The following is a 16,800-nucleotide window of genomic DNA, read 5'->3' as shown; positions in this document are numbered from 1 at the left end:
GAAAATAATAGTTTTATAAATTATATTTATAGATATAATATTGTAAAAATACACAACAATAATATAAAATTAAAAAAGAGTTCTGATTATCTAACTTTCATGACTAAAAAATCAGAACAATATGCCAACGATATAAGGGCATATAAAAGATCTAAATAAGCTTTTTACAACTTCAATATACAACAAAAAGGCTATCTAAATTAATAATATATTTTAGATAGCCTTTTTTATTTTAATCATTTCTTAGATATTTAAATAATTCATCTATTCCCACATTGTCGATTGTATCTACTTTAAAAATTTTATTTACCCCTATCATATTCAACATTTCACATGCATAATCTATTTGTTGTTCTGTTGCTAAATTGATTTTTGTGATTATACCGATTACATCCTTTGGAAATCTACTTGCAAATCCAGGTGCTATGTAATTTCTCTCTTGTGTTGCATCATAAACTACCCCTATTATTTTAGCATCACTTGCTGCAACTATAAGTGCATTATAAAATCCCCTATTTTCTATGTATTCTCCCGGAGTATCGATTGAATCAGTATATAACTGTATCGATTGCGTTTTATTATATATTAATTCTAATTTATCTAGTTTTTGGCATAATGTAGTCTTTCCACAGCCAGTCTTCCCCATAAAAATTATATTCTTCATGATTAAGTCCTCGTAATTTTTGTAGATGAAAACCCTAGCATATCACCTAAAACCTTTAATATATTTTTTATTGCAGATTCTACTGAACTTACATCGCCTGATATTACTAATGAACCGCTAAATCTATCTATAAATCCTAATGATATATCTGATGCTTTTGTCGCAACATCTGCTGCTATTATTGCAGCCTCACTTGGAGTTATTGTTAAAATACCAAGTGACTCTCTTTTATCTACTACTAAACCGAGCTTTTTGTATATATCTTCATCTGGATTTGCAATAATATGTGCAAGTGTTACTTGTTTTCCCGGAACATATTCTTGTATTATCCTTTGTTTAGTTTCCCCTTCCATTTTGTTTTCCTTTCTATATGACTTTATATTATTTTCTCTAAAATCTTGATTATATCTTCTTTTGTCGGTTTTACTGGATTAGTTTTTGTGCAATTATCATTTAAAGCAAGCTCTGCTATTTCATCTTTCATAGATTCCACTTCTTTTGCATCTATTCCACACTCTGTCAAAGTAAGAGGCATATTTAGTTGTTTTTGCAATTTTATAATAGCATCCTTCAAACTATCTACAGCTATCTTTTCATTAAAAATATTTAGTTTTAAAAATGAAGATATTTCTGCATATTTTTTCGCAGTTTCAGAAAACTCTATTGTTTTATATCCTTTTATTTGTGAGTTATAGTCTATAACATGGACTAATAATAGTGAATTTGCTCTACCATGTGATATGTGGAATTTTGCCCCGATTGCGTGGGCAATTGAGTGGTTTATTCCTAGAGAAACTTTATCAAATGCTATCCCCGCTAAACAAGAGGCGTTGTGCATTTTTTCTCTTGCTTTTATATCATCTCCATCTGCATATGCTTTTGGAAGGTATTCACAAACTAATTTAATAGCTCTTTCTGCTAATGCATCTGAACAATCGTGTGATTGTGTAGATACATATGCCTCTATTGCATGAGTTAAAACATCCATTCCTGTATCTGCTGTGACATTTGGTGGCACACTTTTCACAAGCTCAGGGTCTAATATTGCAACATCTGGCAACAATTCATCAGATACTAAAGGATATTTCACTCCCTTTTGAGCATCGGTTATAACAGAAAATGATGTCGCTTCTGAGCCTGTTCCGCTTGTCGTTGGAATTACTATAAGTTTTACATCTTCTAATTTTATATTTTCTAAATTCAATATTTTCTTAGCAAAGTATACTATTGCTTTTGAAGTGTCTATTGCCGAGCCACCGCCCAATGCTACAACAACATTTGGCATAAATCTTTCAAACTCTTTTATTCCAGCTGTAACTACTTCCATAGGTGGGTCTGGAACTATATCACAGAAAACTGTATATTCAGACTTTTGTAGGTATTTAATTACTTCGTTAACTAAACCTGACTTAACCATAAATGGATCTGTTATCAATAGTACTTTTTTCCCTGCTAATTGTTCTAATGATTCAAGTGCTCCTTTACCAAAATTAATCTTCGTCTTTATTTGGAAACTTTTCAAAATACCCCTCCCCCTTTTTTGCTTCATATGGTTATTATAATTTACTTTTTTAATTGAGCCAACAATTTCATATTTTAATTAGAATTTAATCTAAAAATTTAATCCTTAAAATAAAGGCCCTATAGCTTAAAACTATAGAGCCTTTAAATCTTCTTTTTTTAAATATATTATTTTATTTTAATTTAGTCAAGCAACTCCACCATTTATCATAAAATAGTATAGTTTATTTGCAAAATATTATAATAGTATAAATTTATGTAATTTATACTTTTGTTATAAACATAGCTTATCTGTATTTTATAATTAAATAAGTTATCTATTATTTTAATATAATTTCATAAGCCATAACCATAAGTGGCATAGTAGCTATACAAACAAGCACTGTAAATACGTTTATCATGTTCGCATAATCTGCATCATTGTCGTAAACTTGTGCCATTTGAGTTACTGTAGATGCTGACGGTGTCATAGTCGCCAAAAAGCTTATCAGTAGTATTGTATAACCATCTGGAACATAACTTGTTAAGTTAGTTAGTTTGAAAAATACTAATACAACTGCTGGGTAAATTATCATCCTCATTAAAGCTACTAAGTAAATTCTCTTAGTTGTAAAAATTGTTCTAAGTTTTACACCAGCCATCAACATCCCCGCAACTATCATACTAAGTGGCGCTATTAATTTTGAAACAGCTGCTACTGTATCTTTAGTTATTCCCGGCAATTTTATTCCTGTTATAAATAAAATTAGCCCAATTAGTATAGCTATAGTATTTACATTTATTATTATTTTTCTTAAATCTGCCCCCTTTTCTTCGCTTATCATCATCTTACAATGTGTCCATAAAAATACAAGCTGAACAGACATAAATCCACAGCAATATAGTACCCACTTATCTCCCAAAATTCCCGCTACGATTGGTATAATTAAATTTCCAGCATTACTATATATAATTGATGCCTTTTCTATTGAGTTAAATTTAAATATTTTACCTAATAATTTTGTCAACGCAAAAAATATTATATGAATAAATATCGCCGCTATAACTGCCAAAATCAACCCATTTCTAGTTTCTACAGTGTAATCTACTTGAAATGAATTTATGATTGTGCATGGTATTACTAAGTAAAGCACAATTACGGATATTGTTTTGCTGTCTGTTGATTTTAGTAAGCCTGACTTTACTAAAATATACCCCATAAGTATCATAAGAAATAGCTGTCCTATTTGCCCCATTAACAATAAACTAATCAAATCTCAATTCCTCCCTATATTATTTTCAAAAACAAGTTTATGATAACATATTTTTATATAAAATAATATAAGTCTTAAGTTGTTTTATTTTATCCACAGTTTGTCAAAATACCACTTGCAACTAAATACCAAAGTAATGCAAACAATATCGCCAATATACCACATATTAAGCTAAGTTTTTTTGCCTTGGTTAAAAGTCCTATAAGGGATGCTATAATAAGAAGTCCCTCTATTGCTAAAATTATCATTGTAAATGACATATCTATATCTCCTCTATATAAAATACCAATTCATTTTCTTTATTTTTTTCAACGTATACCTTGTAGTTTTTATCGTTTAAATCTATATTCATTTCTTGACTCAAAATTGTTTTATCTTCTTTATTGGTAATTAATATCTTAAATTTTGATTCTTTTATATCTAAATACATCTCTTCTTTATTGTGTATCATACTGTTATCAGCTTTAATCGTACCTCCAGAATATTTTTTAGACTCATAGCCTACACTTTTTATATCTTCGCCTGTATTGTTAACTACAGTTATATTGTATGAATCTTCTACTAAAACTGGCTTTTTAAAATAAAAAATCGAAATACATCCTAATATAATCACAACTAAAGTTGCTAAAATCAATGATTTATTTTTTAACATCTTTATACCCCCTAATCAAATTTTAAAATTGATATTAATTATCTTTATAATCTTTGAGCATTGTAATATATTACTAAATTAATTATACTCTTCGTTTTATTGTATGTCAATTTATTTTTATCGTTTTTCGATAAATATATATTATTTTATAATAAACTTTCTTATTTGTTATATCTTTATAAATAGTTTTCAAATATATCAATTTACTTAAATATAGAAGAATAAATTATAATTAACAATAATATATACAGGAAGATAATTTCCTTATATAAATGAAATTATCTTCCTTATAATTAAAATAATTAAAAAAGGCTGTATAAATCCTCCGATTATACAGCCTTTTAATCTATTTAAATTTTATAATAATTCTATTCCTGCTTCACTACATTCTTCAATCATATCTTCTGGCCAAATTCCAACTTGAACCTCACCTATATGTGCTTTGTTTAAGAAGAACATACATATTCTAGATTGACCAATTCCTCCACCTATTGTATAAGGTAGTTTTCCATCTAATAATGCTTTGTGATAGTCTAATTCTTTTCTATCTTCGCATCCTGCTGCTTCTAATTGTCTTTCTAGTGCTTCTTCATCAACTCTAATTCCCATAGATGAAAGTTCTATCGCTTGGTCTAATACTGAGTTGTAGAATAATATATCTCCGTTTAAATCCCAATCGTCATAGTCTGGACTTCTTCCATCGTGTTTTTCACCTGTGCTTAAAGTCTTTCCTATTTGCATTAGAAATACTGCTTTCTTTTCTTTAACGATTGCATCTTCTCTTTCTTTTGGTGTTAAATCTGGATACATATCTAATAACTCTTGAGAAGTTATAAAAGTTATTTCTTCAGGTAGTTCACACCCTACTTCTGGATAAATTTTATGAACATGTGCTTCCGTTTCTTTAAATACTTGGAATAATGATCTAACTACGTCTTTTAAAGTATCTATTGTTCTGTCTTCTTTAGCTATTACAAGCTCCCAATCCCATTGGTCTACATATAATGAGTGTAAGTTGTCTAGCTCTTCGTCTTTTCTGATAGCATTCATATCAGTATAAAGACCTCTACCAACTTGGAATCCATATTTTTTAAGCGCCATTCTCTTCCATTTAGCTAATGAATGTACTATTTCAGCATCTTTGTGAAGATATGGTACTTCAAAACTTACTGGTGTCTCTACACCGTTTAAGTTGTCATTTGTACCTGTTTCTGGTAAAACAAACAGTGGTGATGATACCCTTGTTAATTTTAACATTTCACTTAATCTGTTTTCAAAGAAATCCTTTAAATCTTTTATTGCCTGTTGAGTTTCTATTACACCTAAACTATTTTTATATTCTTTTGGTATTACTAAACACATAATCTTATACTCCCTTTTCCTTTAAATTTTAAATATATTTTTATTGTAGTTTTCAAAATCATATTTCAGATGATAACATAAGGCACTGCCTTATTTTTTTAATTAAAAAAAGCCCTTCATCCTATCTATAGGACGAAAGACTTAACTTCCGCGGTACCACCTAAATTAACTAATGTTCACCTCATTTAGCGTACTATTATACGCCACCAATTGTAACGGTTTGGTTCCGACTAAGTCTACTCTCAATATGATTTCGGTTAGTAGCTCTGGGATGTTCTTCATTATAAACTTTGTACTGGACTCACACCATAACCAGCTCGCTCTCACTCAGTATTTATAATTACTCTTCCCTTCATTGCCTTTTGAATTTTCTTCCAATTTTTATAATATATAATTTACACCAATAAATATTTCTTGTCAATAAATATTTTTAATATTTTAACCATTCTAATAATTTTTATACTGATATATAGTATTATTTGTATTTTTATTTTATGAGATTTACTTTCATTTTGTTACAAGAAATATCAAAATAAATTTAAATTTTTCTAAAAAATATAATAAATTTGTATTTATTTTGACAATACAAAAGAGGGGCCGCCCCCTCTTTTGATATATAAATTGTGTTTTTTTAATACATGGTATTTTTATGTTTCTAAACTTTTTAAACTAAACTTTTTAAACTAAACTATTTTTTACGGTTTTTATAATTTTTTATATATTTTTATCTATTATCTATATTGTTATGAATTTTATGATTTTATCTATTTGTTTGTATGTTTTCTATTCACGTATAGTTCCCTTTTATCCCCCCAGATAGACAAGTACTATTCGTTTCTATTCCCTTTTTATAACTTTATATTACATTTATGTTTATAATTTTTTATTATCTAACGCCTGCTTTAACTTTTTCAGCTTTAGCTTTTATTTTTTCTTTTATATCTGATTTATGTTCTATTTTTACTTCATCATCAGATTCTGCTTTTATTTCTTCTCTTTGAGTTTCTATAGAGTTCATTGCTTCATATTGAGCATCTCCATAATAAGCTCTTAAGTACATTTCTCTTATTTCTGAGAATAATGGATATCTTGGATTAGCACCTGTGCATTGATCATCAAATGCTGCTTCCACCATTTCATCTAATGTATCTAAGAATGCTTTTTCATCTATACCAAATTCTTTTATTGTATTTGGTATTCCTACTGCTGCTTTTAATTCGTTTATTTTTTGTTGTAATTGTTCAAATTTTTCTTCGTCTGTTCCTGTGCAACCAACAAATGTAGCTACTTCAGCATATCTAGCTAACATATTTGGATAAGCGTATTGTGGGAAAGTACCCATTTTTCTTGGAGCAGAGTTTACATTGAACTCTAATACTTTGTTTATTAATAGTGCATTTGCAACACCATGTGGTATATGGTGGTAAGCACCTAATTTATGAGCTAATGAGTGGCACACACCTAAGAATGCATTTGCAAATGCCATACCAGCCATTGTTGATGCATGAGCCATTTTTTCTCTAGCTATTGGGTCTTTTGCTCCATTTTCATAAGCTCTTGGTAGATATTCAAATATTGATTTAGTTGCTTGTAATGCTAAACCATCAGTAAATTCAGTTTGTAACATTGCTGCATATGCTTCTAATGCATGTGTTAGAGCATCTATTCCTGATGCAGATGTTAATCCTTTTGGTTGATGCATCATCATGTCAGCATCTACTATTGCTATAGTTGGCATTAATTCATAATCTGCAAGTGGATATTTTTGTCCAGTTTCTTCATCAGTTATAACAGCGAATGGTGTTACTTCTGAACCTGTACCTGAAGATGTTGGTATTGCTACAAATTTAGCTTTTTTGCCCATTTGTGGGAATTGGTATACTCTTTTTCTTATATCCATAAATCTCATTGCTAAATCTAAGAAGTTGCATTCTGGATGTTCATACATAACCCACATGATTTTAGCAGCGTCCATTGCTGAACCTCCACCAACAGCTATTACTACATCTGGATTGAATAATCTCATTTGTTCTGCACCTTTTTTAGCGCATGCAAGTGTTGGGTCTGGTTCTACTTCTGAGAATGTTGAATGTTGTATTCCCATAGCATCAAGTTGGTCAGTTACTGGTTTAGTGTATCCATTTTCATATAAGAATGAGTCAGTTACTATAAATGCTTTTTTGAAATCATAATATTCTGGTCCTAATTCTTTTATCGCTACTCCTAAGCAACCTTTTTTGATAAATGTTTTAGCAGGTGTTCTAAACCAAAGCATATTTTCCCTTCTTTCTGCTACAGTTTTTATATTTATTAATTGAAGTGGTCCAACTTGTCCTGAGAATGAGTTGTTACCCCAAGAACCACAACCTAAAGTTAATGATGGTGATAATTTAAAGTTGTATATATCTCCTATTCCACCTTGAGCTGATGGTGTATTAACTAATATTCTACAAGCTTTCATTCTGTGTTCAAATTCATTTAATTTTTCTTGGTTATTTACAACATCTATGTATATACCTGCAGTATGACCGATTCCTCCACCTTGTACTAATTCATCTGCTTTATCTACTGCATCATCAAAGTCTTCAGCTTTATACATTGATAATAATGGGAATAATTTTTCGTGAGCTAATGGTTCAGATATATCTGTTGAAGTAGCTTCACCTATTATTAATTTTGTATCAGCTGGTACTTCAAATCCTGCTTCTTGAGCTATTTCTATTGCTGGTCTACCAACTAATTTAGCGTTCATTGAGCCATTTGCTCCAAGAACTATTTTCTTTAATTTTACTAATTCTTCACCTTCTGCTATATAAGCTTTTCTAGCTCTGAATTCTTTTTTAACTTCTTCATATATAGATGCATCTACTATTACTGATTGTTCTGATGCACATATTGTTCCGTTGTCGAAAGTTTTTGAATGTATTACTGAAGATACAGCAACTTTTATATCACAAGATTCGTCGAATATTATTGGAGTATTTCCTGATCCAACTCCTAATGCTGGTTTTCCTGAAGAATAAGCTGCTTTAACCATTCCTGGTCCACCTGTTGCTAACACTGTGTCACACTCTCTCATTACTTCACCTGATAATTCAACAGATGGTTCATCTATCCATCCTATTATTCCTTCTGGTGCTCCAGCTTTAACTGCTGCTTCTAAACATAATTTTGCTGCTGCTATTGTACAATTTTTAGCTCTTGGATGTGGTGAAAATACTATACCATTTCTAGATTTTAATGCTATTAAGCATTTGAATATTGCTGTTGAAGTTGGGTTTGTTGTTGGTATTATTCCTGCTAAAACCCCTATTGGTTCTGCTATTTTAGTTATTCCGAATGAGTCATCTTTTTCTATAACTCCACAAGTTTTTAAATCTTTATATGCATTGTATATATATTCTGATGCATAGTGATTTTTTATTACTTTATCTTCTGCTACCCCTATTCCTGTTTCTTCTACAGCCATTTTTGCAAGTGGTATTCTCGCTTGGTTTGCCGCCATTGAAACTTGGAAGAAGATTTCGTCTACTTGTTCTTGAGTGAATTTTGCAAATTCTGCTTGTGCTGCTCTTACTTGAGCCATTTTCTTTTGTAATGTCTCTACACTATTTACTATCATGTTTTATCCCCCTGTTATTTTTATACTCGGTAATAATGTAAATTTACATTCCTTCTCTGCTTAATAATTTACATTTACCTTTGTTAATTTATTCTTATGATTTATAACTTTTTAGTATTATAAATCTAATTTGCCCTTTCAGTTGTCAATCAATCATACATTTTTTTCCACGTCTTGTTTGACATATTTATATATTAATTGATTCAAAACTCAATGTCAACAACTTTGTTATTTTTTTATCACTTTTTTTATATTTTTTACCGAGAAAACGTTTTTATATCAACATTCTATACTTTAATGGGTCTAAATTTATCCCAATATCCATCATTTACCGTTATTTTTTTGTCAAAAATCTCACTAAACTTATCCACTATCTTAATATCTCCAACTAATCAGAAATTCCGTTGCTTAAAATTCACTTTGTTCATATCACCAACGACTTCGTCCGTTGCTTAGGTTAATAAGTTGGAAATTATATATTATCCACAAAGCATATAATATATAATTTCCATAGAATTAAAAAGCAGAAGCTTTTTAGTTGGGCTTCTGCTTTTTTAGTATTTACTTTAAAAATTACTTTTTATTCTTTATTATAAACTTCTTTAAAGTATTTTCTTATTTCTGATTCACGCTCTTTACTAAAACTTCCTGAGACCAATAAATCTAATATAGATAGCGAAGTTCCACGAGAACCCCAACTTCCTTCATCAATTATTTCAAATGATACCCACCATGTAGGTGACGGTTGTTCCATTTTACAAGCCCTTGCAAGGCTGTATAAAACATTTTCTAATACTTGTTTTCTGATTTCTTCTAGCACCTGGTACTAATTGACCTATTTCTGGGATAAGTACAGCATCTGTAAGTGACTGTGCTAACTCTCTTCTTTGTTCTATAGAGAACCTATTTTTTTCAGTATTTACATAAATCATTGTCATAATACTGTACCTCTTTCTTTAGTTTATAATTTAGAATTATATATATAACTTTCATCTAACTGTATTTTAAATATATTAAGTATCTATGAAGTATTTATATTAAAATTAAGTTATATTGTATTTTTATCTTAATCCATATAGTTAAATCTATGTGTTGCAACATAGTCTTCTAAAAAGTTTAGATATTGTTCTTTTGTAAAGAATGGATTAAATTTATTGATTATGTCTTTAGCTTCTTTTGCATCATCATAAAGAAGATCTATCAAGCTAAGAGCTAACATTTTTGCTGGAAGTATATATGCCTTTTCTTCATCTTCCATATTGTACTCTTCTGTATGTAAACCTCCAGTAATACCATTAGACCAAACATGTAAGCAAGGCATAATTTGAGATATATCTCCTAAATCTGTTGAACCTGCTGTTTGGTAATCCATTATGAAGTTGTCTTCTGTTAAAGATGCGTATTCAATCATATTTTGCTTGTAGATATCACCTAGATTTCTGTCTGTTTTCATTGGTAAATATCCTATAGAGTCTTTTATTTCTACATTTCCACCTAGTGCAAGTGCAGCAGCTTGAAGAGCTCGATTTACCTTTTTGTTTGCATCTGTCATAGCATCTATGCTAAATGCACGAACCATAATTTCCATAGTTACTTTTGATGGAACTACATTTACTAAATCGCCGCCATTACTTATAACCATACTTACCCTTACTTTATCTTCATCTTTAAATGTTTCCCTTTGTACATGTATATTATTCATTGCAAGCTGGGCCATATTTAAAGCATTTACACCTTCATGTGGTGCAAAACCTGCATGAGAAGACTTGCCATAGAAAGTGACCATCTTTGACATAAATCCATTAGTATCAGTATTTATGATACATTCTTTTCCTTCTTCTAAGCCTATCATATGGCATTGTAAGATAATGTCTGTATTATCAAATCCATTTCTATATAAGTACTCTTGTTTTCCACCTATATATTTAATTTTATTTTCTTTTTGTAGATTAGCTCTATATTCATAATCTACACATTCTTCCGCAGGTATAGCGATAAATTCCATAGAACCATCTAAATGCTTAAATACTCCTGATTTTAATATTCCAAATGCAGCACCAATCATATTAGCAATTTGGACATTATGTCCACAAGCGTGTATATTTCCAAGTTCGTTTGCATCTTTGTGGTCAGCACAAACTACAGAGTCTAATTCCCCTATAATCGCAACCCTAGGGCCAGATTTTTCTTCATTAGCTATGATTTTGCACCCAGTATATGCTATTTCTGTTTCCAATCTTCCATCTAAGTTTTTCATTGCATTTTTTACAATTTCAGTTGATTTAAATTCTTTATATCCTAGCTCTGGATTTTTATATATTTCATTACCTATTCGTATAATTTCGTCTCTATTTTCATCTATTGTCTTGATACAAAGTTGTTTTAATTCGTTTTTATTCATGATATTTCTCCTGTAATATTTTATATTTTGATTTAATTATCTATTTTATATATCCATCATATTGCGTACTACTTTTAATGTCTGCATCATCTCATCAATTTTTAAGTACTCTGTTACTGCATGTGGCTCATACATTCCCATACTAAGTATTGCACTTTTATATCCTAGTGCTGCTAATATATTGGCGTCACTTCCACCACCGATTACAATTGGCTCTGGAGTTATGCCTTCTTTTAACATAGCTTTTTCTGTAAGTTTATATAAATCACTATCTAAATCAAGTGAAAATGGTGGATAACAATTTTCGTGTATAAACTCGTATTCTGCTTTAAATTTTTGTGCAGCCTCTCTACAACAATTCTCCATATGTGCTATTTCTGCTTGAAGTTTGTCAGCTATATGAGAGCGTATTTCAGCAGTAAAAGTAACTGAATCTGTAACTATGTTAGTAGCTCCACCACCTTCTATACGACCTATATTTGAAGTAGTCAGTTCATCAATTCTACCTATATGCATATTTGATATGGCATCTGATACAACGACAATTGCATTTATTCCTTTTTCAGGTTCTATCCCTGCATGTGCTTTTTTACCTTTAATTGTGCATTTAATCTTTTCCATAGCAGGTGCCTTGTAAGCAACAGCTCCCGGTTTACCTAGATAATCAAGTACAATTAAATCTTTACAAGGTAGATTTTCACCAGTAAATTGTTTTGCTCCTAATAATCCATCTTCCTCAGATACTGTAAATAATATGTATATATCTCTATGTTCACAGTTTGACTCGATTATATCTTCTAGAGCCTCTAAAATTATAGCTATTCCTAATTTATCGTCAGCACCTAAAGTTGTAGTCCCGTCAGTTCTTATTATATTTCCATCTATTATAGGGTTAACGCCTCTACATGGGCTTACTTGATCCATATGTGCACAGAAAGTAATAGGTTTTTCTTTGCTATTTCCTTTTAAATATGCGACTATATTCCCAGCATTTCCACCAAATTTTTCTCCTGCATTATCTACCTTTACTTCTAATCCTCTATCTTTTAAATGATCGACTAAATAATCTGCTATTTGTTTTTCTTCCCCAGAAGGACTATCTATTTTAACTAATTTAATAAAAGTATCTATGATTCTCTCTTTTGATAACATTTTGTATCTCCTTATTTTTTAATTATTATATTTAAAGGCATGGAAAATTTTCGTTCCATGCCTGAATAAAGCCTTAATGTAAGCTATATGATGGTAGTATTCCTGGTCCTAGAGGAATATTAAACACCATAAATAAAATTAATAATAATGTCCATACTATCAAGAATGTTATTGAGTATGGCAACATATTTGCTATTATTGTTCCCATACCAGCTTCTTCGTCATATTTTCTAGTGAATGCTAGTATTATTGGGAAGTATGGGAATAATGGACTTAGTGGATTTGTTATACAATCTCCTATACGATATGCCATTTGTGTCAATGCTGGATTATATCCAACCATCATAAACATAGGTACAAATATAGGTGCAAGTATTGCCCATTTTGCAGACGCACTTCCTATAAATAAGTTTATAAAACATGAAAGTATTATAAATCCTACTAATAAAGCTGGTCCACCAATTCCTGCATTTTCAAGGAATTCTCCACCTTTAACAGCTATTATTATCCCTAAATTACTATTTGTGAATAATTGTAAGAATTGAGATGCTACAAATGCTAAGATTATATATCCACCCATATCGCTCATAGCTTCTCCCATTAGTTTTACAACATCTTTATCTTTTTTAATTATTCCAACAGCTTTTCCATAAACTAATCCTGGTATAAAGAATGCTAATGCAGTTATAGGAACCATACCTTTCATCAAAGGCGCATTACTAGATAATAAAGCTCCTGTTTCTGGGTCTGCTAAGAATGGTCTTTCCCCTATCACACTTAAACCTACTATTATAGCAGCATATATAAGTAGAGCTATTCCAGCTTTTTTAAGACCTTTAGATTCTTCTTTAGTTATATTTTGATCTACATCTAATTGGGCATCTCCTTCATATTTCCCAAATCTAGGAGCTATGATTTTTTCTGTTACCCAAGTTGCTAGTGCTATTAATACAAAAGTAGATGCTATCATAAATATTAAGTTCATTGTTGCATTAGCATCGTAATTCGCATCTAACATTTGTGCTGCCGGCACAGTAAAACTTGCAGCTAATATATCATTTACACTTATCATTATATTTGCCGCAAATCCTAGACATACTGCTGCATATCCTGAGAATAGTCCGATTAATGGGTGTCTCCCCACACCTAAATAAACTAATGCAGCTAATGGTGGGAATAATATCGTCCCTGCATCAGATGCTATATTAGCTAACATACCGATTGTCATAACTACTAGAGTCACTCTTTCCTTTGGTATTTTAGATACTGATGCCTTTATTGTTGTAACCATAAGTCCAGATTTATCACAAACACCTGCTCCTATCATAGTTACTAAAACTAATCCAAGTGGTGCAAATCCTTGGAAGTTACTTACTATACTTCCTAATAAATTTTGTAGCTGCTCTACACTTAATAGATTGACTGCTGTTACAGTTTCCTTTGTTCCTGGATGAACTACAGATACCCCTTTTGTTCCTACAATATAAGATGTTACTAAAATAATTGCACATAAACCAATAAACATTGTCACTGGGTCTGGTAGTTTGTTTCCTACTGTCTCGATACTGCTTAAGATTTTGTCTGAAAAACTTTTATTTTCAATTTGTCTTTCTACAGTTTGTCGTTGTTCCATAAAAATTCCCCCTTTATAATATGTTTTTAACTTTGGTCATAACTCTCCCTTGACCTTATTTTAAATATACTATCTCACGAGTCATTAATTGTCAATATTTTCCGCAAAATTTTACCAGTACATTCTTTTTGACTTATTTCCTCATTTATTTCGACAAATTTCTATCATATTTACTTTTTTTAAATATTAAATTATAATTAAAAACAAATATATTTAGGAGGTAGATATGGGATATAAATTAATAGCATTAGACATTGATGGTACTTTATTAAATAGTTCTAATCAAATCACAGAAAATGTCAAAGAGGCAATAAGAAAAAGTAAAGAAAAAGGTGTCAAAGTTGTGTTATGCACAGGGAGACCTCTAAAGGGTGTTGAGAACTTTCTTGATGAATTAAATCTTAAAGAAGAAGGCGATTATGTTAGTACATTTAATGGAGCTCTTGTTCAAGATGCACATACTGGAAAACCTATCTCTCACTTAACATTAGATTATGAAGACCTTTGTGATTTATATGACCTTAGTGTAGAAGTAGGCTCTAGAAGTCATTTCTATGATACAAGAACTGTTTATACTTTTAATAGAGATGTAAGTGATTATACTATTTTAGAGGCTTACTTAACTGGTGTTCATCTAAACGTAACTGAATTAGATGAAGTTCCTAAAGATATAGCTATGTCTAAATTTATGATGATAGATCATCCAGAAATATTAAACGAATGTATAAAGAAAATACCAGAAGAATACTACGAAAGATACACAATCGTTAGAAGTACTCCATTTTTCTTAGAATTCTTAAATCGTGATGCAAATAAAGGTGCTGGTATTGGTCTTTTATCAGAAAAACTTGGCATAAATCCAGAGGAAGTTATCTGTGTTGGGGATGCTGGTAACGACAAACACATGATAGAATACGCAGGGCTTGGTGTTGCTATGGGGAATGCAACTGATGATATTAAAAATATTGCAAACTATGTGACTAGCACTAATGATGAAGACGGTGTTGCTCACGTTATAGATAAATTTATATTAAATAGATAATAGTAAACGGCTTTGTCCGCTAATTTATATAATAAGTCAGAAATTATAAATTATCTATAAATAAGATAATATATAATTTTCTTAGAAAAAAATAGAGTAACATAGTGCTTGTTAAAACACTTGTTACTCTATCTTTTTGCTAAAATTTATAACTTTGGCAAATGGAGGACATTTTTCTTCTCCGAGATTTCGTCGGATAATCTCTTGTTTAAATGTTCGCTTTTAAAAGTTTTTTGATTGATTTTCTTTATGCTACTTTAAAGTAATCCTAAGATTATCGTCATACGAATTAAAAAATTTAATTACATTCAGGATATTAAATCTACTTTAGTATTTTATAGATAATTGATCCCCAAACAATTTTAAATATAATTTATATATATTACAAATACATAGATTTTATTCTATAAATTTGATATGTCCTATAAATTTTTTAATTTGGTAAAAATATCGAGAATATACTTCCATTTTTATATGATTTAACCTTTATATATCCGCCCTGTTTTGTAACTATCTCTCTACTTAAATAAAGCCCAATTCCTATTCCCTCTTCATTTAATACGTTTGACCCTCTATAAAATCGCCTAAATATTTTTGGTATTTCTTCTTCAGATATGCCTATACCTTCATCTTTAATATCGATTCTAGTAAATATTTCGTATTTCTCAACATTTATAAAAATAGTACTGTCTTTATGCGAATATTTTATAGCATTTTCAATTATGTTAAATATAGCTTCAGTCGTCCATTTTTCATCATAATTTAGCTTTATATTTTCTTTTGGACTAAATTCTATCTTTATATTTTTGAGTTGTGCTTTTTTATAAAGTTGTGTTATTGCACTTAAAATCGATTCATTTATTTCTGAGGGTCTTTTATGTAGATTTATTATAGAACTTTCAAGCCTAGACATCTTTATCATACTTTCTACTAAAAAACATAATTTATCCAAAGATAACATTATGACTTTATTAAATTCTATTCTGTCTTCTTCTAATAAGTTTTCATCTTGTAAAAACTCACTATAAATCTTCATGTTAGTAAGCGGAGTCTTTAATTGGTGAGCTATGTCTGATATCAATGATTTTATCTCATTTTTTTCATATTCCATCTTTTTATTTTGTGATTTTAAAATATTTATTAATCTCAACGTTTGATGTTGTAGCTTTGAAAATATAGAATCATCAATCATAGAAAAAACTTCTATTTCATTCATATCAGAAATCGTAGCAAGCATATCAGATAGTTTTGTCAGTATATCATTTATATAATTTTTAAAAACTATCTTTTGTAAATAAAATATTCCTAAAATTATAATAGTAAAACAACATGTAATTATAAATATATTTATGTTATAATCTTTAAGTTTTATAAAAATAAATATATTTATTATTATTTTTAAAATAAAAAAAAACATAATCGATAGCTTCGTTTAAAACCAATAATTTTTATATTTAGATATATTAATTTTTAAATATACAATTAACAATAAAATATT

General features: G+C 29.8%; 15 protein-coding genes and 1 other annotated feature. Of the genes, 1 reads left to right on the top strand and 14 read right to left on the bottom strand.

Annotated features, from left to right (window positions below; translation table 11 throughout):
* Nucleotides 1-232 precede the first annotated feature (232 nt).
* The 13 genes from RDX53_RS11605 to RDX53_RS11545 form a co-directional block, all read right to left on the bottom strand.
* Nucleotides 233-664: a EutP/PduV family microcompartment system protein gene (locus RDX53_RS11605; protein ID WP_195929667.1), complete on the bottom strand. Its 432-nt coding sequence runs from the start codon at nucleotides 662-664 to the stop codon at nucleotides 233-235.
* Nucleotides 665-666: 2 nt separating this feature from the next.
* Nucleotides 667-1,017, bottom strand: a complete 351-nt coding sequence (locus tag RDX53_RS11600) for a BMC domain-containing protein (protein WP_195929666.1) — start codon at nucleotides 1,015-1,017, stop codon at nucleotides 667-669.
* Between the two features lie 23 nt (nucleotides 1,018-1,040).
* Nucleotides 1,041-2,186 carry a 1-propanol dehydrogenase PduQ gene (locus RDX53_RS11595; protein WP_195929665.1) on the bottom strand — a complete coding sequence of 382 codons (1,146 nt, stop codon included), beginning with the start codon at nucleotides 2,184-2,186 and terminating at the stop codon, nucleotides 1,041-1,043.
* 319 nt (nucleotides 2,187-2,505) lie between these two features.
* The gene (locus RDX53_RS11590; RefSeq protein ID WP_243269548.1) at nucleotides 2,506-3,438 is read right to left on the bottom strand and encodes an AEC family transporter; all 933 of its coding nucleotides are present in this window, start codon (nucleotides 3,436-3,438) and stop codon (nucleotides 2,506-2,508) included.
* A gap of 89 nt (nucleotides 3,439-3,527) precedes the next feature.
* Entirely contained in the window at nucleotides 3,528-3,698 is a 171-nt protein-coding gene (locus RDX53_RS11585; protein WP_195929664.1) for a hypothetical protein, read from the bottom strand.
* 2 nt (nucleotides 3,699-3,700) lie between these two features.
* On the bottom strand, nucleotides 3,701-4,090 hold the full coding sequence (locus RDX53_RS11580; RefSeq protein WP_195929663.1) for a hypothetical protein: 390 nt from the start codon (nucleotides 4,088-4,090) through the stop codon (nucleotides 3,701-3,703).
* A gap of 357 nt (nucleotides 4,091-4,447) precedes the next feature.
* A complete protein-coding gene (gene asnA, locus RDX53_RS11575) occupies nucleotides 4,448-5,452 on the bottom strand; it encodes an aspartate--ammonia ligase (protein ID WP_195929662.1) in 1,005 nt (334 codons plus the stop codon).
* Between the two features lie 125 nt (nucleotides 5,453-5,577).
* Nucleotides 5,578-5,817 (bottom strand) — a binding site (T-box leader).
* Nucleotides 5,818-6,338: 521 nt separating this feature from the next.
* Nucleotides 6,339-9,074, bottom strand: a complete 2,736-nt coding sequence (adhE, locus tag RDX53_RS11570; RefSeq protein WP_195931302.1) for a bifunctional acetaldehyde-CoA/alcohol dehydrogenase — start codon at nucleotides 9,072-9,074, stop codon at nucleotides 6,339-6,341.
* Nucleotides 9,075-9,654: 580 nt separating this feature from the next.
* A complete protein-coding gene (locus tag RDX53_RS11565) occupies nucleotides 9,655-9,828 on the bottom strand; it encodes a hypothetical protein (protein ID WP_207743867.1) in 174 nt (57 codons plus the stop codon).
* 1 nt (nucleotide 9,829) lies between these two features.
* Entirely contained in the window at nucleotides 9,830-10,012 is a 183-nt protein-coding gene (locus RDX53_RS11560) for a hypothetical protein (RefSeq protein WP_207743868.1), read from the bottom strand.
* Nucleotides 10,013-10,140: 128 nt separating this feature from the next.
* The gene (locus RDX53_RS11555) at nucleotides 10,141-11,475 is read right to left on the bottom strand and encodes an amidohydrolase (protein WP_195931303.1); all 1,335 of its coding nucleotides are present in this window, start codon (nucleotides 11,473-11,475) and stop codon (nucleotides 10,141-10,143) included.
* A 45-nt stretch (nucleotides 11,476-11,520) separates the two neighbouring features.
* Nucleotides 11,521-12,627, bottom strand: coding sequence for a M20/M25/M40 family metallo-hydrolase (locus tag RDX53_RS11550; RefSeq protein WP_195931304.1), 1,107 nt, complete (start codon nucleotides 12,625-12,627; stop codon nucleotides 11,521-11,523).
* A 73-nt stretch (nucleotides 12,628-12,700) separates the two neighbouring features.
* Nucleotides 12,701-14,260, bottom strand: a complete 1,560-nt coding sequence (locus tag RDX53_RS11545) for an AbgT family transporter (protein WP_195931305.1) — start codon at nucleotides 14,258-14,260, stop codon at nucleotides 12,701-12,703.
* Between the two features lie 226 nt (nucleotides 14,261-14,486).
* Here RDX53_RS11545 and yidA point away from each other — a divergent pair, with 226 nt between their 5' ends.
* Nucleotides 14,487-15,302 carry a sugar-phosphatase gene (gene yidA, locus RDX53_RS11540; RefSeq protein ID WP_195931306.1) on the top strand — a complete coding sequence of 272 codons (816 nt, stop codon included), beginning with the start codon at nucleotides 14,487-14,489 and terminating at the stop codon, nucleotides 15,300-15,302.
* Nucleotides 15,303-15,735: 433 nt separating this feature from the next.
* Here the strand turns inward: yidA and RDX53_RS11535 are convergent, their stop codons facing one another.
* Nucleotides 15,736-16,539, bottom strand: a complete 804-nt coding sequence (locus RDX53_RS11535; protein WP_307994202.1) for a HAMP domain-containing sensor histidine kinase — start codon at nucleotides 16,537-16,539, stop codon at nucleotides 15,736-15,738.
* Nucleotides 16,540-16,800 lie beyond the last annotated feature (261 nt).

The sequence above is a fragment of the uncultured Intestinibacter sp. genome, from assembly GCF_902468165.1.
Lineage (GTDB): Bacteria > Bacillota > Clostridia > Peptostreptococcales > Peptostreptococcaceae > Intestinibacter.
The sequence above is the reverse complement of the archived record's forward strand: the minus strand, read 5'-3'. Positions and strand labels throughout refer to the sequence as shown.